The organism is Spirillospora sp. NPDC052269, assembly GCF_040679435.1.
In the GTDB taxonomy this organism is placed as follows: domain Bacteria; phylum Actinomycetota; class Actinomycetes; order Streptosporangiales; family Streptosporangiaceae; genus Spirillospora.
This window is the reverse complement of the sequence record NZ_JBFAUU010000033.1, coordinates 56,406-75,832: the sequence shown is the minus strand read 5'-3', so window position 1 is coordinate 75,832 and position 19,427 is coordinate 56,406. Positions and strand designations below refer to the sequence as shown.

The 19,427-nt window shown below is 66.2% G+C and carries 14 protein-coding genes and 1 pseudogene; 9 read left to right on the top strand and 6 right to left on the bottom strand.

Going from position 1 to position 19,427, the window contains the following annotated elements; translation table 11 throughout:
- Positions 1–90: 90 nt before the first annotated feature.
- Positions 91–381: a CPCC family cysteine-rich protein gene (locus tag AB0L06_RS42050; RefSeq protein WP_500237223.1), complete on the bottom strand. Its 291-nt coding sequence runs from the start codon at positions 379–381 to the stop codon at positions 91–93.
- A 698-nt stretch (positions 382–1,079) separates the two neighbouring features.
- On the opposite strand from AB0L06_RS42050, the gene AB0L06_RS42045 reads away from it, so the two are divergent.
- A complete protein-coding gene (locus AB0L06_RS42045; RefSeq protein ID WP_500237221.1) occupies positions 1,080–2,255 on the top strand; it encodes a serine hydrolase domain-containing protein in 1,176 nt (391 codons plus the stop codon).
- A gap of 396 nt (positions 2,256–2,651) precedes the next feature.
- Here AB0L06_RS42045 and AB0L06_RS42040 read toward each other — a convergent pair whose 3' ends face one another.
- Both AB0L06_RS42040 and AB0L06_RS42035 read right to left on the bottom strand, forming a co-directional pair.
- On the bottom strand, positions 2,652–3,455 hold the full coding sequence (locus AB0L06_RS42040) for an SUMF1/EgtB/PvdO family nonheme iron enzyme (protein ID WP_500237220.1): 804 nt from the start codon (positions 3,453–3,455) through the stop codon (positions 2,652–2,654).
- Positions 3,456–3,487: 32 nt separating this feature from the next.
- Positions 3,488–4,267: an aminotransferase class IV family protein gene (locus tag AB0L06_RS42035; protein ID WP_500237219.1), complete on the bottom strand. Its 780-nt coding sequence runs from the start codon at positions 4,265–4,267 to the stop codon at positions 3,488–3,490.
- A gap of 461 nt (positions 4,268–4,728) precedes the next feature.
- Here AB0L06_RS42035 and AB0L06_RS42030 point away from each other — a divergent pair, with 461 nt between their 5' ends.
- Both AB0L06_RS42030 and AB0L06_RS42025 read left to right on the top strand, forming a co-directional pair.
- Positions 4,729–5,106, top strand: coding sequence for a hypothetical protein (locus AB0L06_RS42030; RefSeq protein ID WP_500237217.1), 378 nt, complete (start codon positions 4,729–4,731; stop codon positions 5,104–5,106).
- A gap of 432 nt (positions 5,107–5,538) precedes the next feature.
- A complete protein-coding gene (locus AB0L06_RS42025) occupies positions 5,539–5,838 on the top strand; it encodes a hypothetical protein (RefSeq protein ID WP_500237215.1) in 300 nt (99 codons plus the stop codon).
- Between the two features lie 320 nt (positions 5,839–6,158).
- Here the strand turns inward: AB0L06_RS42025 and AB0L06_RS42020 are convergent, their stop codons facing one another.
- Positions 6,159–6,407: a DUF2283 domain-containing protein gene (locus AB0L06_RS42020; RefSeq protein WP_500237212.1), complete on the bottom strand. Its 249-nt coding sequence runs from the start codon at positions 6,405–6,407 to the stop codon at positions 6,159–6,161.
- Positions 6,408–6,902: 495 nt separating this feature from the next.
- Between AB0L06_RS42020 and AB0L06_RS42015 the strand changes: the two genes are divergently transcribed.
- A complete protein-coding gene (locus AB0L06_RS42015; RefSeq protein ID WP_500237210.1) occupies positions 6,903–7,625 on the top strand; it encodes a DUF2637 domain-containing protein in 723 nt (240 codons plus the stop codon).
- 474 nt (positions 7,626–8,099) lie between these two features.
- Here AB0L06_RS42015 and AB0L06_RS42010 read toward each other — a convergent pair whose 3' ends face one another.
- Positions 8,100–8,504, bottom strand: a complete 405-nt coding sequence (locus AB0L06_RS42010; protein WP_500237209.1) for a hypothetical protein — start codon at positions 8,502–8,504, stop codon at positions 8,100–8,102.
- An 858-nt stretch (positions 8,505–9,362) separates the two neighbouring features.
- Between AB0L06_RS42010 and AB0L06_RS42005 the strand changes: the two genes are divergently transcribed.
- The 3 genes from AB0L06_RS42005 (at position 9,363) to AB0L06_RS41995 (ending at position 15,709) form a co-directional block, all read left to right on the top strand.
- The gene (locus AB0L06_RS42005; RefSeq protein WP_500237206.1) at positions 9,363–14,375 is read left to right on the top strand and encodes a putative toxin; all 5,013 of its coding nucleotides are present in this window, start codon (positions 9,363–9,365) and stop codon (positions 14,373–14,375) included.
- Between the two features lie 52 nt (positions 14,376–14,427).
- The gene (locus AB0L06_RS42000; RefSeq protein WP_500237205.1) at positions 14,428–15,102 is read left to right on the top strand and encodes a HEAT repeat domain-containing protein; all 675 of its coding nucleotides are present in this window, start codon (positions 14,428–14,430) and stop codon (positions 15,100–15,102) included.
- Positions 15,103–15,328: 226 nt separating this feature from the next.
- Positions 15,329–15,709 carry a hypothetical protein gene (locus tag AB0L06_RS41995; protein WP_500237204.1) on the top strand — a complete coding sequence of 127 codons (381 nt, stop codon included), beginning with the start codon at positions 15,329–15,331 and terminating at the stop codon, positions 15,707–15,709.
- 45 nt (positions 15,710–15,754) lie between these two features.
- Here the strand turns inward: AB0L06_RS41995 and AB0L06_RS41990 are convergent.
- Positions 15,755–15,883: pseudogene (locus tag AB0L06_RS41990) on the bottom strand (IS5/IS1182 family transposase); the annotation flags it as partial.
- A 1,255-nt stretch (positions 15,884–17,138) separates the two neighbouring features.
- On the opposite strand from AB0L06_RS41990, the gene AB0L06_RS41985 reads away from it, so the two are divergent.
- Both AB0L06_RS41985 and AB0L06_RS41980 read left to right on the top strand, forming a co-directional pair.
- Positions 17,139–17,492 (top strand): transposase, encoded by a 354-nt coding sequence (locus AB0L06_RS41985; protein WP_500237200.1) that lies wholly within the window; start codon positions 17,139–17,141, stop codon positions 17,490–17,492.
- A 350-nt stretch (positions 17,493–17,842) separates the two neighbouring features.
- Positions 17,843–19,039, top strand: coding sequence for a restriction endonuclease (locus AB0L06_RS41980; protein ID WP_500237198.1), 1,197 nt, complete (start codon positions 17,843–17,845; stop codon positions 19,037–19,039).
- Positions 19,040–19,427 lie beyond the last annotated feature (388 nt).

Below are 19,427 nucleotides of genomic sequence, written 5' to 3'. Positions count from 1 at the left end.
CTCACCATCGACAGTGAACCCCACACGCCCCGACACAGCGGACGCCATCCGGCGTGTCACCAGACCCGGCGAACGTATGTGGTCAGCGCACTAGCCGAGGTCCTGGACGGGGTGCTCCTCTGGCCGCGGGTCCCGGACGTGCTGGAGCCACCGACGCTCCACAACTCCGAACCGGGCGAAGTTACGGCGTGCAGCGGTGAGGCTGAGCGCGTAGTTCGGACCGCCTCGCACCGTGTCGGCATCGGGATCGTCCTGGCCGTCGTCCTCCCAGAAGCAGACCTGGCAGATCTCGTACCCACCGCGTTCGGCAAGCGTCAGAAACCCGCAGCAGGGGCAGGGATAGGGACGGTCTCTCGGACCAAGCCGGACGTCTGACGTCATCGCAGCATTGTGAACCAACACCGGTGCCGCCGCACCTCACCCGACCATCCGGAGTGCTCGTTCGCGCGAACGGCGAGACGGCGTGACAGACAGAATCGCGCGAACGGGCACTCCGGCCCGCAGGGGTCCAGGGGGCTGCGAAGCCCCTTGGTTCGAGCTCGCTCCACCGGCCTCCCACACCCACTGCACCGCCGCCACTCTGTGTCGCTGATTGGCTGCGCCCGCCCTACTCGGCGTCGGCCTGGTGCTCGTGCTCGCCGTCCGAATCGCCTGCGAACGAACCCTCAGCCACCTCGGCAAGTGGAACAGGCACGGCGGCCAGCCCCGCTGAACATGTCGCGACTCCGTGAGCAGGCGGTCTGCCAATGCCGAAGGCACCCGAAGACCGGGCTTGCCCGTTGGCCGGACGGCAGGGCCGGGCCGTCGCCGATGCGCGGCCGGGCGCGTGGGGCCGGTGACCGGCGCCCACGCCGCACGCTCCGGCCGCGCTGGCGGCGGGTCGCGCCAACGGCGTGAGCGCCGCCGCCCTTGATCCCAAACGGCCGAATTCGGCAAGGACTCGCGCCACACCCATGCCAGTCGTGATCACCACCCTCCAGCTCATGACAGCCGGGGCGCATGGGTGTCTGGAGTCCGCTCCTGTGCTCTGACCTGGCCCTGCACTGGTTACGCCGAGGAAACACCGCCCTCGTTAGAACTTGTGGCTCGACAGCCGAGTATTCGGGCCTGAAGAGGGAGACTTCATGATTCGACGTCGAGCGACGCTCACTGGCGCAGCCCCGCTGGCGTGCGCGGTGCTGTTCTTGAGCGCGGCTCCACCCGCTACCGCCTCGACGCCCGCGGCCCCCGTCAAGGTTGGGGATGTGCAGAAGGCGATGGACGACCTGGTGAAGACGGGCCACGTGGTGGGTGCCATCGGCGAGGTGTACGTGGACGGCAAGCTGGTCGGAAAAGGATCAGCCGGATCCCGGCTACTCGACGGTAAGGGCGGCGCGATTCCGTCGACCGCCCGCTACCGGATCGGCTCCCAGACCAAGACCATGACCGCGGCCGTGGTGCTGCAGCTGGTCAAGGAAGGCAAGCTGAGCCTGGACGACAGACTCAGCGAGGTCCTGCCGGAGGTGGCGGAAGAGGACATGGTGGAGCGGGCCGACGAGATCACCGTCCGCAACCTGATCCAGCTGACCTCGGGCATCCCCGACTACATCGGCCCGGACACCTCCGACCCCACGCGTGACTACCGCCCGACCGACCTGCTGGCCGCCTCGCGCAAGCACCCCCGGCCCGCCGAGATCGGGGCCTTCAACTACTCCAACACCAACTACATCCTGCTCGGCATGATCATCGAGAAACTGTCCGGGAGGTCACTGGCGACCGAACTCAACCGGAGGCTCTTCACCCCGCTCGGCATGCGCCACACCTACCTGCCCACCAAGGCGGCCGAGGGCATCAAAGGCCCGCACGCGCACGGCTACGCCCCGGACGACACGGGCGCGATGCGCGATGTCGACAAGATCAACGCCACCACCATGCTCGGCGCCGGCGGCGTGATTTCCACCGCGCGCGAGATGAGTGTCTTCCAGCGCGCCTTCCGTCAGGGCAAACTTCTCCCGGCGCCCCTGACCAAAGTGATCACCGATCCGCCGCCTGGCCAGCCGTCGCCGCCTGCGGGCGGCCCGTGCTCTGGCGACCCTGAGTTCGCTCCCGGAGGCGGAGGCAGCGCCCCCGGCTTCACCGCCGCCACCCTCACCTCATCCGACGGCCGCCTGCAGCTCGCCGTGTCCCTCACCCTGTCCATGGACAACGCCGAGCGCGGCACCGTGCCGTCGCGCATCGCCAACGCCCTCAAATCGCTGTTCTGCCCCGCGAAGTGATCACTCCAGCCGCGCATGGCAAGCGTGATCACCATGCGCGGCAGGAGCCCACGGGCGGCCGGGACACATACGTGGCATGAGTCTGTGAAGCTGAGTGACTGACAGGGCTCAGATGATGCGGATCGATTCGCTGGCTGAGCTTCTGGGCCGGGGCGCTGAGTTCAACGTTGCAAACAACTGGATGATCAGATGCCCGATGGTTCAGCGAGCGTGTCAGCTTTTCATGTTGAGTAGGGCACGCATGGTTTTGGCCGGGGTGACGCAGCGGAAGCGGGTGTCGTCGTCGAGCATGTCGGCTGAGGCGTCGTTGAACTCGGAGGGTGTGCAGCGCAGGAAGGGGCTTGTGAACGTGCTGCCCTTTAGCTCGTGTCGACCGGACGTTGTTGGGGTGGAGCACTACTCCCAGGTGTTGCCGCACATGTCGTAGACGCCGTAGGGGCTGACGCCGCTGGCGTAGCAGTCGACCGGGGTGGTGTTCCTGATCCCGTGTTCGCGGCAGTTGACCTCCGCGGGGGGCCGCTGGTTGCCCCAGGGGTAGATGTCTCCGCGGGCTCCTCGGGCGGCCTTTTCCCACTGCTGGCTGGTGGGGAGGCTCTTTGTGCACCACTGGACGTAGGCGCTGGCGTCGTGCCACGTCACGAAGACGACCGGATGGTTCAGCAACTCGGACGACGGTTCGCCATTCTCCCAGTGCTGGGGCGGCTTGGCATCCGTGGCGGCTACGAACCTCGCGTAGTCGGCGTTCGTCGTCGGGAACACGTCGATGTAGAACGCCGGAAGGTAGACCGGCTCGTTCTCGGGGCCGGCGAAGTACACCCCGGACTCGACCAGGGTCATCAGCTTGCCGTCGACGGGGTGGCGGACCTGGTGCTCGTCCCCAACGGGGATGTCGGGCTCACCTTCGGCGCCTGCTGCCGGGTCGGCGTTCAAGCTCGCCTCCTGGGGGGAGCGTTCGGACGACGGGTACCCGATCATCTCGGCGAACCTTGCCTGCTCCTCTGCCGTGGCGGACGCCAGGAAGAGATCCAGGGTCTGCTGAGTGACGGGTTTCGGGCGAATGTCTTCGCCCCTCTTTTCCCATTTCGAGATGATCCGCTCGCTCATGCCGAGTTTCGCGGCGAACTCGCGAATGCTCATGCGCCGGGCCTCGCGGAGGGCGCGCGCTTCCCGGCCAGTCCAGTTCTGGACCGTGATCTTCATCGGAGGATGCTCCGTGGGGTGCGGACGGGGCACTAGAGGGATTCGGCCGGGATCTCTGCGTACTCCTTCCGAAGGCTATCGAAGATGGGATGTTCAGCCGGAAATTCGATGTTGTTGATCGCAGTGATGGCACGAACGCCGATGGTGGTGTTCGTCGCGAATGCCGCTTCCATGCGTGGTAGGTCCGAGAGGTTGACCGGACCAAGCGTGGTCTCTTCGTGCACCTGCTGAAGCAGGCGCATCGTCACGCCGGGGAGGACGTCGGCGTTGGGCCAGATCACGCGGCTGCCGTCGTAGAAGCCGATGTTCCAGGTCACTCCCTCGGAGACGAACGAGTCCGCGTCGGTGAAGGCGCAGTCATCGAACCCGTCGAGCTGGGCGCTGCGGCGATGCCAGAGAGCGCCGAACAGGCCGATGTGCTTCACCTCGGGGAGATCGCGCACGTAGCGGACCGTCTGTACGCGCATCGGAGGGGACGGGAGCGAACCGCAGGGTCGGGATGTGACCAGGACGCTGGGCTCCGCAGAGTCCGCCGGACGACCAAGCTCAAGCGCAGGATCGAAGATGGTGGCACGCACGACGAACGCGCCATCGCGGCCGACCACGGCCTGACGGATGTACTCGCGGACCTGGTCGCGGTCCAATTCCGCTGAGAAGAGAACCCGGCAGTCGCGAACCAACCGCTCGATGTGGTGCGAAAGCCCGCGAATTTGTTGATCTTCCACTCGCATGGACGTGAAATGCCCGTAGTTGACCAGAGCCAACGCCTTCAGTTCATCGGGTCCCACTGGAGCACCATTCAGTTCGGCCATGCGCTCAGTCTGACAGGGGAGATGTCCGTTTCGCGGCCACCAGTGCAGTGAAATTCAGTGCGAGGGAGTAGTAGGAAATGGGAAGAGCCCTGATCAACTAGAAGCCTTGAAGGCATGACGGATCAGTGTGAGTCCGGACGGTGCAATGGCTGCCGGGGGCGTGGTTGGAAGTGGGCTTCGGCCCGCCCTGACCTCTTCAAATGCCGCGCGGAACGCTCGGCAAGAGCGGCGTGATGAACCGCGGGGCCGGCGGCGGTGGGGTGCAGAAAGATCCACGAGGAACGCCGCCGGTCCCGCCCACCCGCGCTGTGCCTGAGCACGTGATGAGCCGCGGGACCGATGCTGACGGCATGAGATCGGAGAAGGCTCGCGATCTGCCTTCCCCCAAGGAGCGAGTCGCCATCTCTACCCAGTGATGGACGCCTGGCATCGGTCCCGCTTCCACGGTGAAGGGGTTCGCGGTGAGTGAGTTGATTCTGACGATGGATGAGGCGGCGGCGTGGGCTCCGGCTGCGCGTGCCCTGGTCGCTGAGCTGGAGGCACGTGGTCTGACGCCCCGGGTCCACAGTCATGGGGCGGTGTGGGCGCGCAACCCGGCCGGTGATCCTGCCCCGGACGACAAGTTGGGCGCCCTGATGTCTCCGGGGCTGAACCAGGAGGTGTGGTGCCGTCCCAACGGGCCGGGCCACGAGCTCCGGTGGTGGTGGGCCTGGACGGGAGGCGAACGCAACGCGCCTCCGGAGCTGGAGCCGCTGTGCCCGGCGGACGAATCGAAGCGGGCGGCCGACGCGATCGCGCATGTGCTGGCGGTGCCCTTCGCCGACGTCCCGCTGCCGTAATGCACAGCGACCGTCCCCGCCGCATTGACCCGACAGCCGTTCGACCCGCAGGGCATCCGGCCACTCAGAGCGGGTTCGTTCAGTCGGACCTTCCAGCCGCAGTGCATGTGGGACTGGTGACGCGGGCGATCCAGTCGGAGTTCGGGTGCGTCGTGTCGGCCTGGTTTGGCACACACACACGCTCATGGTGGGCGCTGGTGCGGGCGCGTGGGGGCCTGCGTCTGGTGGAAGCGAGCAGTCCTCGGGAGTTGCGCGCAAGCGGATGAATGGCCATGGCCAAGCACGAGAGGACGCGGCCCTGTTCCGCCGTCCCGCCCCCAACGGTCAGGCGACCACCCGTCCCGCTGAACCGGACGTGTCGGCGCTGCCGATTGCCGAGGCCATGGCCGATGTAACGGCCAAACTCCGCTCGGCGTGTGGGCTTCACGGTCGGTGGACAAGTCGGGGTTTCTGCTGGACCTGCTCTTTGAGACCTTCGATCAGCTTCTGGGCGTGTTGTGGGCGATCGAGAGCGAGTTGCAGTCCGCCTATGACGCCGCGAGCAGGGACGGTACGGCAAGAGCCGGAGAGGTCCGGCCCGCACTCGATGACGCCATGGTGAACCTGAACTCGTCCGCCGACACCTTGGGTGGGGCACAGCGGCTGTTGGGCCATGCCAGGAACGCGCTGGATCGTCTGGTCACCGATGACGTGCCGGACGGCCGACACGACAAGGCAGGGGGAAACCGATGATCCGAGAAGCTCGCGCGCGTCTGCTTCGCCTGCTGACCAAGACGGGACCCACCGGATCTGGCGCCGCGCTGAAGCAGCATCGACCCGGCGGAACGCCTCGATCGTGGACTGGATGCTTGAAGAAGACGGCAAGGCAGCCCGGGAAGAGTTCGCGCGGCGGGTGCATGCGGCCTCTCTGGATCGACGCCTCCGGGCTGCAGGACCTGGTGGATCTGCTCGACCACGTCCGCTCGCCGGAGTTCCGCGAAGCCATGGGCGACTACGGCGACAGCTACACCTGAGGTGTGAGGAACTGGCCGGTCCGGGCTCCACCGGGTGGTTCAAGCGGGCTCGGCATCCAGTCGCTCCGCCGCGTCAAGAAGGTACTGGGGCAGCTTGGAGCGGGCTGCCAGGACCTCCACGCCGAGAAGACGCCCTTCCTCATCAAAGTCCAAGTTGATCATTCCGTCGACCTCGACCGGGTCGCACGGATACATCGACTTCACCATGGGGGCTGCCTTCTGCGGATCACTGAAGTAGATGTATGCGGCGTTCGCCTGCTTGTCGTACGTCACCCTCAGATCCGCCATGGGCAGCACTCTCTCGCACCACTCGTTGGCGCCGACCTTCCGGCCCGCACCGACCCGCTCAGCATGTTCAGCGGCCTGTGTGCCCCTGTCGTCTACCGCTGATCGCCGTCGACGGTACGGATCAGGCTTTCTTGGCCGGTGGCAGTCTCACTTCCGCGTCGGGCTCTTTTGGTTGTGCTGGCCTGCGGAAATGGCGGGGAAGCCGTTCCGTGGATGGTGACAAACGGCTGCTTCGAGCGGCACTCGACCACACAAACAAAAAACCCCGGCGCCAGGTGTCATGCCTGGTCAACCGAGGTTCTCTTTAGTCCGGAAAGGTGCCCCCTGCCCGGCACCTCGAACAAGGGAAGCGAAGCAGACCACCCCTGACCAGCAGCTTCCTGTGTCTCCCGCCACTGACGGAGACCGGCAACTGGTCCTGGAGGTCCAGCGTCCGCTGCCGCGTCGTCGTGGAGGCCGTCGTTCCGCGCATGAGAACGAGGCGGGAGGCGCGCGATGAGCCAGGTGCCTTTCACCGAGGATCGCGTCATTCGCGTGACCACGAGCGCGTCGGTGGGCCTCCTCGCCGTGATCGCGGCCATCGTGTCCTACCGCCACATGCACCGGCTGGCCCTGAACCACGGCGAATCGGCGCTGACGGCCGCGCTGATCCCGGTCTCGGTCGACGGGATGATTGTGGCGGCGTCCATGTCGATCCTGTCTGCCAACCGGGCGGGCCGGAACGAGAGTTGCCTGGCCTGGACCTTCCTGATCCTTGGCAGCCTGGCGTCCCTCGCCGCGAATATTGCGGTGGCCGAACCGACCATCACAGGGCGCGTTGTGGCGGCCTGGCCTTCCTTCGCGCTTGTTGGTGCTTACGAGATGCTCATGAGCCAACTACGCCACGGCCGCTTGTGCCGAGGCGAGCGCCCCGATCCTCTTTCCCCGCAAGAAGTACCCGGCGAAGCAGCAGATGAGGGAGTACATGTCCTGCCCGCACGGGGCCAGCACCTTCAGCAAGAGGCGTGGCAATGGGCACTGGCGCGCCGGGGACCCGACGGCCAGCTGCCGTCCGGAGCGGAGATCGGGCGAGCATTCAACAGGAGCCCGCGCTGGGGGCGTCTGGTCAAGAAGTCGGGCGATGCCGACCTGAGGTGCCTCGGATCTTCCGGTTCATCCGCAATCCTAGCTATGGACGTGCCCGGAAGATCCGACGCACCTCACCCGGCAGATCCGTGACGGCGGTCGCGACGCCGCCGGTGAGTGGCCGCTCGGGCCACCAGCCGATCACGCCCCCGTAGAGCTCGCCCTGGAGGCCAGGTGCTGCAACCCGGGCAGCAGGGCTGTCGGCGTCAAGGGGGGTCTCGCGGCTCATCTCACGCATCCGGCACCACAAGTTCCGGGGCCCCTCCTCACACCTCGTACTTCCGCGAGCATGGCACAAGGAGGCCAGCAAGGACGGGCACCCGATCGCACTGATCTGCCCGCGACGTCGCGGGCAGCCTCCGAAGCTACGGGTACGGCACTCTGTCCGCGGTCCGGTCCTTGCTTGAGCACCGTTTCCCTGTCGCCGGGTGAAGGGCGCCTAGGGCTGAGGGGCTGCTCGCCCACAGCGGGAGACATCACACCTTTGTAGCTCCAGGCTCCCAACTTGCCTATGCGGCGCGGCGCGTCGACAGAAAGTCCAAATTGAGATCCCTCAAGAGGAGGGACTTACTTGGGCTGTGCCTTGGCGGCGCATGCCTGCATGTCGGTGGTAAGGCGCGGATCCTTGGGGTTCTTGAGACTGTGCTCGCCGCCGATGCTGCCAAGGTCGATCTTTCCCTGTACGTAGGCGGTCAGCATTGCGGGCTGAATGTAGGTGTACAGCCAGTTGGCGTAGCAGGTGGCGAAGGCGGGTGGCAGGCGGCGGACGTCGGGTTCGGATTTGATCTTCGTTGCGAGATCGGATTTGCCGGGGGCTGCTGGATCTGCTTGAGCGGTGGAGGGGGGCGCGGATGCGTTACGGCGCGTCGCGCCCGCAGAGCGGTCCGCGGCAGTGCCGCCGCAAGCCGTCAAGGTGAGGCAGGCGAGCAGGCCGATAGTGCTGGTGATGGCGAGGGGCCGATGGCGTTGCATGGTGGCGGGGCTCTCCGAGCTCGTGCACATAAAAGTGCGGCTGGGTGGTTCGCGGTGGGGTCGGCAGAGGCGGGATAGGGACACAACTGCCCTGGGGGGCATGTGCGATGGCCGCCAGCTTCCGAACGCCTGCATAGGTATTCAGGGCAGAAGGTGGCGGGGTAGTGCGTTGACGGCGGTTGCTGCTGAGCGCCGCTAGGCATCGGAGACCGTGGTGCCTGGAGGGCTCGGGGGCAAGCGGCGTGAAGTACGTCGTTCGGCGAGCTGTGATGAGGTCGTAACGGCTAGCCGTGCCGCCACCTGCTGGATCGTGCGGTGGACCGTCCTCGCCTCTACATCAGCCGCTCCCTGGTCGAGTCTCGCTGATCCCCCTGATGTCCGAATTTCTGCGGCACCAAGATAAGCACACTGAGGCACAAACTGGACATGTGGGGTCTGTCTGGTCACCCCATGACATCGGCTGCGGCATCCGTGCCGCCCGCCGTCCCTTGGAGGGGTGGGGTTCGCTCCATCGGTGTGATCGGCCAGAAGCCGGAGGCGTGGGCCCGTCACCTCGGTTCACCGGCATCGCTAGTTCTCCCTGGGGGTGGCGAGGTGCATGGCGCCTGCATCGCGCTGACCGGTGTACCCGCGACTGGGGGGACTTCCTTGGGTAACGATCTTGCAACTGTCCAGGGTTCATCCAGATGATCTTCAGGCCCTACAGCCCCTGGCTGGCAGGTGGTTTGGCACTCTCGATGCCTATCCGTGACCTTATGTCCGGTTTATGCCATGAAGGGCGCTTACTTACCTTTTGCGGACTTCTGTGCCTGTGATCACCCAGGCACAGCCCTCCTTCATGCACAAGCTGGAGAGTCCGTGCTCACTCGCATCACCATGCGCCATGCCCGCATCAGGGCCTTGGCGATGATGATCATGTTGGTGGTGGCCGCCGGTCTGCTGGTAGCCCCGCCCGATCGTGCGGCCCGTGCCGACGACACACCCCAAACCGACGGATGGTTCAAGTCGCTACCGACCACCGTCCTGCTCGACACCCGCACTGGTATCGGCCAAAGCGGAAACAAACCCGTTCGGGTCCCTGCCGAAGGGAAGGTGACCTTCCAGGCCACCGGCCTCAAGGACATCCCCCAGAACGGGATCCAGGCCCTCTCATCAAACATCTCGGTGCACCAACCAAGCACCGACGGATGGCTGGGCGTCTACGCTTCCGACAAGCCCACGACCGTGCCGACCGCGGTGTTCAACACCGGGAAGAGCGTCACGGTCGCTGACTTCACGCAGGTCACCGGCTCCGGCCAGGTCACCGTGGAGAATCACAGCAGCGCCCCAGTCGACGTCTCGGTGGCTGCCAACGGATACTTCACCTCGACCTCCGACATCGAGACGTCGGTGTTCAACGCTGTGACACCGTCGGTTCTCTGGGACAGCCGTAGCGGCACCGGGGAACCCGCCCAGACCACGCCTTTGGCGCCCGGGGCAACTGTCACGATCGATACCGCCACCCGGAACGGACTACCCAGTCTCGGTCTGGCATCGAGCCTGGCGCTCAACGTCATGGTCGCGCAGCCCAGCGCGTCGGGCAGCCTGAACGTTTGGAGCCAGAGCGCCGACGGCGCCAAGGAACCGCCCGCGTTCATGGAGTTCAAAGCTGGTGAGGACGCCAGCTCGTTCGCGCTGGTGCAGGTCGGCACCAGTGCCAAGCTGAAGATCCACAACACGAGCTCCGGCACCGTTCACGTCTCGCTGTCAGTGCGCGGCTACTTCGAATGGTCGTTCTTCGCCGACTGGCGCGCTAGCCACTTCAAGTCCATTGAACCGGCGGCGGTGCTGAACACCTCAACCGGGTTGGGCGTCTCTGGCGGCAACACCCAGCCGATCCCCGCTGGCGGATCTCTCAGCTTCGATGCCGTCACCGCAGACCTCACTGAGGATGAGGCCCGACGCATCGGCGGCGCAGCACTCAGTATCAAGGCCGACGCCGAAGGCAGCGGCTTCGCCTCGGTCTACAGCGGAGGCAGTAGCGATCCGCAAACTCCCACCCTCAGCTTCTCGAATGCGGGCAGCAGCGCTGGCTTCGAGCTGATCAAGCCGGGTGACCACGGGCAAGTCGTCATCGCCAACCACACCTCCAAGCCCCTGCATGTCCAGGTGGTCGCCCGCGGCTACATGATCCACGCGCCGCCTCCGCTGCCGGAGGATCCCTACGGCGATGGTGAGCGGCTGACCGAGGCTGGCACCGAGCTGCGGCAGGACCGGTGCTACCTGGGCCGGATCGTGCACAGCGGCGGCCCGCAGATGAAGGCGTTTGCGGGGAACGGCTTGGCGGGCAGCGACAGCCAGCTCAAGCAGGCTGCTGGCGCCCGCAATGGCGCAAACCAGCCGCTGGATGCCGCCCACAGCAAGGACATGACCGCCTTCAATACCAAGCGGGATCAGCTGTCGGGCAAGCCAGCCGCGTGGGCTGCAACGGCGCAGCGCAGCGACGTCACATGGCCGGGCACTTCCAAAGGCCCCAACCCGCCCTCGTGGGTGACCGACGCCCGCGCGAGCTTCTACGACGAAAAGTTCTGGACCGTCGGCAACGACATTTGGACCGGGGACGTGATGCCCCTGGCCTCCAAGGATTCGCTGACTGCGGCAGTGGATCTGGCCAAGCAGCTCAAGCTGTACAAGTACAGCGATCAGACCCCAGAGACCGCCAGAGCGCGCCGGGCGTGGGAATCGATCGGTGACTACACCTGGATGGACAACCAGGTGATGCAGGGCAACCACCATGCCGACGACATCCGGCTGTTTCTGCAATACGGCGGATTCCCCACTACGCGGCTGGCGCCGGGAACTGCAGAGTTCCGCAACGAGGTTGAGTCGCTGAAGCTGCGCTACGCCGCCTGCGAAAGCCTGACTCCGGCCGATCCCTACCACGCGATGGCCGATGCGGTGAAAACCGCTGGTCAGGAGTGGAAGGGCGAACTGGACGCCCAGGCAGCCCAGCGCAACGCGATCGTGGCATCGGAGGCCAAGGCCGCCCAGGCGCTGGAGACCGGCAGCGACGCGATGATCGAGGCGGTCGGGCAGTCGTGGATCGCCTACTACCTGGCGTCCTGGCAGTCTGCCTGGTCCACCCACAAGCCAACCGAGCAGTACTACCCCACGGCCGCGACTTTCACCTACGTCAAGGACCAGCTCGCCAAGGCCAAGACAGCCGCTCAGGCGCAACTGGCGATCGCGAACAAGGCCGCTACCGACGCCAGCGCTGAGGCCAGCAAGGTCGTCGCTGCCCAGGACGCCGCGGGCAAGATCGCCACCACCAACGGCACGCCCTACGGACGCGGCCTGTCGTATGCCCTGCAGTCGGCACAGGTCACCAAGGCTTCCGCGGCCGCGGCTGCAGCCGCGGCCAAGGCGACCGAGACTGCATTCAACGCGACTAACGCCTCAGTTAGCGACGCCGCCACCTTGGAGGCGCTGGCCAAGACTCAGGCTCAAGGTTTGGCCACCGCGTTCCGTAAGGCAGCCGCTCAGGAGGCCGCAGCACAGGCCAAGGCAGCCGCCAAGGCTGCTGCCGAGCGGGCCGATGACGCGGACCAGGCCGCAGCGCGCGCCAAGACCGACATGGAGACCGCGCAGGCCGCCGAGGCCAAGGCCAAGGCAGGCGCAGACAAGGCGCGTAACCAGCGGATCATCGCCCAGCAGCAGCGCGTCAAGGCCGCCGAGTACCGCAAGGTCGCTGCTGATGAGCGGGCCAAGGCCCAGTCGTACGAGGCCCAGGCCCAGCAGCAGCAGTCCCTTGCCGCGCAGGCCCGCGCCACCGCTCAATCTGCGGCCGACACCGCCGCAGACAAGGAGGCCGACGCCAACAATGCCGCTGACCGGGCACGCACCGCCCGTGATCAAGCATTGGAGGCCGAGCGGAACCGGGACGCTACTCAGGCCCGCGCCAAGGCGCTGGAGGCCAACGCCGCAGCCGCACAGGGCCGTGAGGACGCCGGAGATGCGCGGGAGGCCGCCAACCAGGCGCGCACTGCCGCCGACCAGGCGACCTCGGCCGCATCAGCAGCGCGTGACGCCGCCAACAAGGCAACCGCGGCGGCCGTCGCCGCCCGTGCGGCGGCTGACAAGGCAACCGCGGCGGCCGAGCGTGCTCGGGCGGCCGCCGACCAGGCGACCGACGCGGCGATGCAGACCCAGGCAGCTTCGCTGAAGGCCCATGCGGCTGCGGCCGACGCCATCACCCAAGCGGCGCGGGCATCGGCCGATGTCAAGGCCGCCGAGGTCCTGGTGATCCAGGCCAACCAGGACGCGGCGATCGCCAAGAATGAGGCGGCTGCGGCCAAGGACAGCGCCGGCCAGGCGCTGGTGGAGGCCAACAACACCGCCGGGCAGGCGCTGGCCACCGCCCAATGGGCGGCTGCCGCCCGGGACTCGGCTGCAGCCGTGGCCGACCCCGCCAACCAGGCGATCGCGCTGGGGACGGCATTCACCAACGACACCTCTGCAGGGCTGGCGGTGCTGACCGGGCAGTCGGCAAAGACGATCGCTGAGCAGCAGCAGACAGCCGCTGAGGCACGCTCGGCCGACGCCGACAAGGCCGCGGCGACCGCCAAGGCGGTCGCCGACAAGGCCGCTGCGGACGCTAAAGAGGCTGCGCAGGCCGCCTCGGAAGCCGCCGCGGACGCGGCCAGCGCCGCCAAGTCGCTGGTCCGCGCCAAGGCCGCCGCCGCCCGCGCTCACACCTACGCCAAGGCTGCGATCCAGGCCGACGTCAACGCCGCCCGCTACAACGCCCAAGCCCAGGCAGATGCGGCCGTCGCCCGCGCCGCCGCCACCGACGCCGAAACCGACGCCGCAGCAGCGCGCAACGACGCTACCGCTGCGGAACGGGATGCTGCTGGTGCTCGGGCCGCGGCGAACGCCGCCGAAGCCGACGCGAGCCTGGCCCGCCAGGCAGCGGTGCAGGCCGACCTGGACGCCACGTCGGCGGAGGAATCAGCCGATGCCGCTGACACCTATGCCCAGCAGGCCGAAGCCGCTGCAGACCGCACCGAAGAGCAGATGCGGCAGCAAGAACGGCGTGATGCCCTGCAAGGCGGCGGACCGGAGTTGACCGGCGATGAGGAAGCCATCCTCCGCGCCAAATGCGGGCAGAAGTGCGTGGACGAGTACAAGGCCGCCCTCGCCAACGCCAACCTCGACATTGCCAGTTGGCTCAAGACCAACGGCGGCGACATCCTGCTGGAGATCATCGGCGTCAACGATGTCAAGCGTTGTCTGGGGCAAGGTGACACCGCCAGCTGCCTGTGGAGCATCGTTGATGTCGCCAGCCTGGTCATGGTCGCGGGCAAACTGCCCAAGGTCGCCGAAGCCATCGCGAAGGTCGTCGGCGGGATCCACAAGGTCATGGAGGCGTCCGCCGCCGCCCGGCGGACCCTGGATTCCTTCCAGACCATCATCCGCACCGAACGCGCCTGCGGACTCCGCCCCCTGAGCGGTCCGGGCGCCGGAGCAGTACTGGCCGCCACCAGCTGCCGGGTTGTGTTCGACCCCGAAGAGATCCACCGGCTCGGCTTGGAAGGCGAATCAGCAGTCAGCAAGATCCTCGGAGTGGCGAAGAACACCCGCCAGTTCCCGTCCGCCTCCGGGCGGGCAGCCCACCGCATCCCCGACTTCCTTGACCACGCCAACGGCAAGCTCGTCGAGGTCAAGAACGTCCGGTACATGTATCTGTCCTCGCAGCTGAAGGACGACCTGGAAATCGCCAAGAGCCTCGGCGGGTACAAGATCCAGCTGTGGGTGCGGGAGACCACCCAGCTCAGCGGTCCGTTGAAGGAGCTGGTCCGCTCTGGTCAGATCGAGTTGGAGTACCTGCCGTGAACCAGGTAGACCAGCCCACAACAACGGGCATGACCAGGCAGGGGGACTGATCATGGACGACAACACGCGGCACTCGCAAGGGCAGCCGCCGGGTGGGGGGCCAGCCAATCCGCGCGCCCAGTACGCCGAGGCTGCTCGAGGAGTGATCGCTGAACTCAACGAACTGGGTTACCCGGTTGGCACCGTGCAGCAGCTCCGAACGCTGCCCGGCCAGCCCAAGTACCCTGACGCCATTCCGGTGCTGCTCAAGTGGCTACCGCAGGTCTCCTACCTCGGCGTCAAGCTCGACATCATCAACGCCCTGGACGCCTCCTGGGCGCGTTCGATGGTTGTTGAACCACTCCTGGGCTTGTTCCGCGAGCTAGGCCACACGCCTCTATGGCCAGACGACCAGGTCCAATGGGCCCTGGGTGATGTGCTGCGCTCGTTGGCCCGGGACGACATCGCCGACGAGCTCCTGCAGATCGCCGCAGATTCTGGATACGGGCGTAATCGCCAATCGATAGTGCGTGGCTTGGCCAAGCTCCGTGACGCCCGCGTTCCCGGAGTGCTGATCGAGCTGTTGCGGGACGAGGACGACGCGATCGTCGCCAACGCCGCCGGCTCCCTGGGCAGGTCCAAGACTTCCATGCCCGAGGCCCGGCAGGCGCTGGAGAACCTGCACGCTCACCCCAGTGCCCTGGTGCGGCGCGAAGCCAGTAAGGCCCTGGTCAAACTGGCGCAGTAGACGCGCGGCGCGCGTTTCGCCCACGTCGGGTCGTGGCGGTCACTCGCCACGACCCGACCCATCCCCCCTTCTTCCACACCCTTTCGTACCTGTCTGCCTCCCGCTGGGCCCTTCGGCGAGTCCCGCAAGGTGGGCCAACCTTGCCGTTGGCAGCCTGCATGGAAACAGATCATCATCATGATGGAGCCAGCCTCAAATGCACGCCCGTGTCCCTCTTACTGCTGCAATGGCAGGCATCGCATTGGCCGCAACCTTTCTTGCTGGCTGTGGCAGCGACAATCAGCGCCCGACGGTTGGCAAGGCCAAATCCTCGCCCCCCCAGCTCACGGCAAAGCCAACGATTGACCCGTCTGGGCGGCCCCCCCAAAAGGCCGCCCTGCTGGCCAAGCTCAAGAGCGACCCCTACAACCAGGCTCTGTCCGCCTCGTTCCTCTCCTGTTACGGCAACTGGCTGTTCGCCTACATCAAACCCAGTACCCTGGGCGCATATGTTGAAGGCAAGATGTCACTCCAAGATATCGGCGGCGCCAAAAGCCTTAGAAGAGTAAATAGCCCAAAAGCCTCCACTGATCTGAGTAAGTGCATCGAGAAGATCCATAAGAAATAACTTCTCCTCAGATTATTGTTCTCGAGTAGTCCTGAGGCGGGGATGCAGTGCCTGCGCACCCGGACTGAGCGCTCGCCCTGGGTCGCCGATCCGGGCGCGGTATCGTCGGACCAGCCCGGTCGTGCAGTTAAGGGTCTGATGCGATAGCGGCAGCGAAGAACGATAGAAAAGCATGTGAAGCCTCTGGCGGGGGCGGTGGGTTGTGAGAGATCACCCGTCTTACCAGGGACTTTGCTGCGTTCTCGGCCCGCCGCGCCGCCCGCGATCATGCTGTGATCAGCAGCCCTCCAGGCACCGCTGAAAAAGGCTCAATGTCGATCCTCAATTTCACTCAGGCCACTCGGAAGGCTCTAACCTCGATCTTTCGTGATGTTGGTCGGGTTGCGTAGCGACTCGACCAACGCTGCCTTTCGGTGGTGGGGGCATGGTGGTAGCCCGGCTGTCGCGTCGGGTGGGCGGGGTTCCACGCCCACGACCTACCCATGCCCCAGCCCCGCAGGAGGACGCATGAGGGCCCTGGCGAGCACCCCTGCACCCGCCCAAGCCGCACCCGCCGCCGCCCCCGACGAACACGACGAACACGACGGCGGGATGACCCTGGCGGAACTCGGCCTGTGGGGCCTAACGGCAGAGCGCGCGACTCAAGGAGCAGTGCGGTATCGACGATACCGACCAGGACCGCAAGAACTTCCTGCTCGCCCAAGCCTTGAAGTTCGGTGAAGAGGCCGGGGAACTGCACAGTGAGGTGCTGGGATTCGTTCGCCACCAGAAGGCCCAGAAACTGGAGCGCTTCACCCAGGAGTCCGTTGCCGATGAGATCGCAGACATGATCATCTGTGCGGCGATCCTCGCCGTGCAGATGGGCGTCGACCCCCAAGACGCCGTCCGAGCAAGGTCGCACGCGTGTCACTCTGATCAGCGAAAAGGGCGCGATCGGCCCCACCTGCCTGTTCTACGAACACCAACGCCAGGAACTGGTGCCATGAGATGGCGCAACTGGCGCCCGCCCCGAAACACGGTCAGGATTGTTGCTCGGCGGCCCGGGGCAGTTGGTGAACGCCCAAGGGCTATCCCCTAACGGTCGAGGCCTGGCGGCGATGATCTTGGTGTGGAGCAGGCGTTCCGTGCGGATGACTGGGTGTGGGTGCCGACGTTCACGGGGTTGTCGGTGCGGCAGTTCCGTCGTCTGGTGCGGGTGGTTACAGGTCGGGGTGGTGAGCAGACCGGGACCGGTCGCCGGTAGGGCCTGCCGTTGGCCGACAGGGTGTTGCTGATCGCGGTGTACTACCGGACGAACGCGGGCGATGCGGCAGGCCGCGTTGTTGTTCGGGATCTCCAAGCCCGCCGCGCACCGGATCGTGGACCACCTGGCGCCGCTGCTGGACCTGGCCCCGGCCTCCCAGCGGCACGGCCCCGACACGGTGCGGTCGTGGACGGCACACTGGTGCCTACCCGCGACCGCACGATCACCGCATCGTCGAAGAACTACCGGTTCTCGGTGAACATGCAGGTCATGATCGACGCCAACACCCGCTTGGTGACCGCGGTCGGCCGTCCGGTGCCGGGCAACCACAACGACTGCACGGCCTACCGAGACTCGGGAGTGGAGAAGGCGGTCGGGGACGCGCACGTGATGGCCGACGGCGGCTACCAGGGAAACCCGCAGGTCATCATGCCCAACCGCAACCCCGCGACGGCCGTGAACTCCTCGCCTGGCAGGTCGAGCTCAACACCGTCCACAAACATGTCCGGGTCCGCGTCGAACACGCCTTCGCCCAGATGAAGTGGTGGAACATCTCGCGGAACTGCCGCCGCAAACACGGGCGGCGTCCTGCACGCCACCCGCGGCATCGCCCTCATACGCAACCTCGCCCTGGCCGACTGAACCACCCACCAACAACCGACGGCACCGTCACCGCCCGGCACCCGCTGATCATTACGGGACAGCCTTTAGCCAACTTCGCACTCAGGTCACAGAACGCAGGGTGCAACTGCGAGAGCGAACGTGCATAGTGTGCCGGCGTCACCGCATGGCGCGACATCACCAGCGCCTCGTGGCTCGGGCACTGCGGAACCGGCACCTTGTATGTGAAGAATGGCGACAATTGGTATATATCGAGTAGCCTCTCGGCCGTGGGTGATCACGAACTAGTCGTTCCCTTCGGGAAGCTATCCGAGGCTGATCTCGTGCTGGACGCCATATACGAGGGCGGTAGCAGCGGAAACATCAACGACGAGCCGCTTGCCAGGCTGCTTCCCGGCGTCGGCAACCAAGGGGGATTCCGCCTCCACGGCTCGGCGAGGAAGGGAGCCGTACGGTTTGCCGTGCTCTACAGCACGGGCAATGAGCCTGACTGGCCGGACGAGCTTGACCCCAAGCTCGGCCTGTTCACCTACTACGGGGACAACCGCAAGCCTGGCCAGGAGCTCCACGGGACCGGTCGCGGCGGGAACGTCTTGCTTCGTGACGTCTTCGGATGGACGCATGATCCGGCTGAGCGCGCCAAGGTTCCTCCGTTCTTCCTGTTTGAGAAGGCCGCGCCCACAGGCCGGAACGTTCGGTTCCGCGGGCTGCTCGCGCCTGGCGGCCCGAGTCTCACGCCCGACGATGAGCTGCAAGCCATCTGGCGCTCCACGAGAGGCCAGCGCTTCCAGAACTACCGCTCCCGTTTCACCGTCCTCGACGTTCCGAAAGTGGCCCGGTCCTGGATCCGCGAGCTTGCCCGTGGGGAGGCGCTTGGCTCGTCGTGCCCTGCCCCATGGCGGGAGTGGATCGACTCGCGCTCGTATTTGCCGCTTCTCGCCCCATCGACGACCACGGTTCGGAGTAAGACCGAGCAGTTGCCCGATGATCCGGTGGGCAAGCAGATCATCGAAGCCGTCTATCGGCACTTCGCTGACCCTCATGGCTTCGAGGCATGCGCGGTCGAGATCTGGAGGATGCTTGCCCCTGCCACAGGGAAATGCGAGGTGACCCGGCAGAGCCGTGACGGCGGTCGCGACGCTGTTGGTGAGTACCTGCTCGGGCCAACAGCCGATCAGGTCCCCGTGGAGTTTGCCCTGGAGGCCAAGTGCTACAACCCGGGAGGCCGGGGTGTCGGGGTTAAAGAGGTTGCGCGGCTCATCTCACGCATCCGGCATCGCCAGTTCGGGGTCCTCGTCACGACGTCGTACTTCCACGAGCAGGTCTACAAGGAGGTCCGTGAGGACGGGCACCCAATCGCGCTGATCTGCGCCCGCGACGTCGTGGATGCCCTCCGAAGCCACGGGTACGGCACGCGAGCCGCGGTCCAGTCTTGGCTCGAGCACCGTTTCCCGGCCGCCGACTGAACGGCGCTCGGAACTTGTGCTGGCTGCCCGCATACAGCGCTTGCGCAACCTGCTTTGCGGTCATGGCTGGCAGTCTCAGGCGCTGAGGCCGGAGTCGGCTTCCTACTCGAGACCGGTGGCCGTGGTGAATACCACCGCGCTCGCGCGCACCGCGGTTGCTTGGAGGATTGCACAGCACCCGTCCGCAACCGGGAGGCAGCCAATTTGTAGCTCCAGACACCCAACTTTCCTATGCGGCGCAGCGCGCCGGCAGAGTGAGGGCGGCATCGGTGTGGCCTTCAAGAGAATGATCAAGGAGTTCGATGCCGCCTACCTTGCGTGCCTTCGATGTCGAACACAGCCGCAGGATATTTGTCGGCATGACCGTTCGGTGTCGTTGAGATCCGCT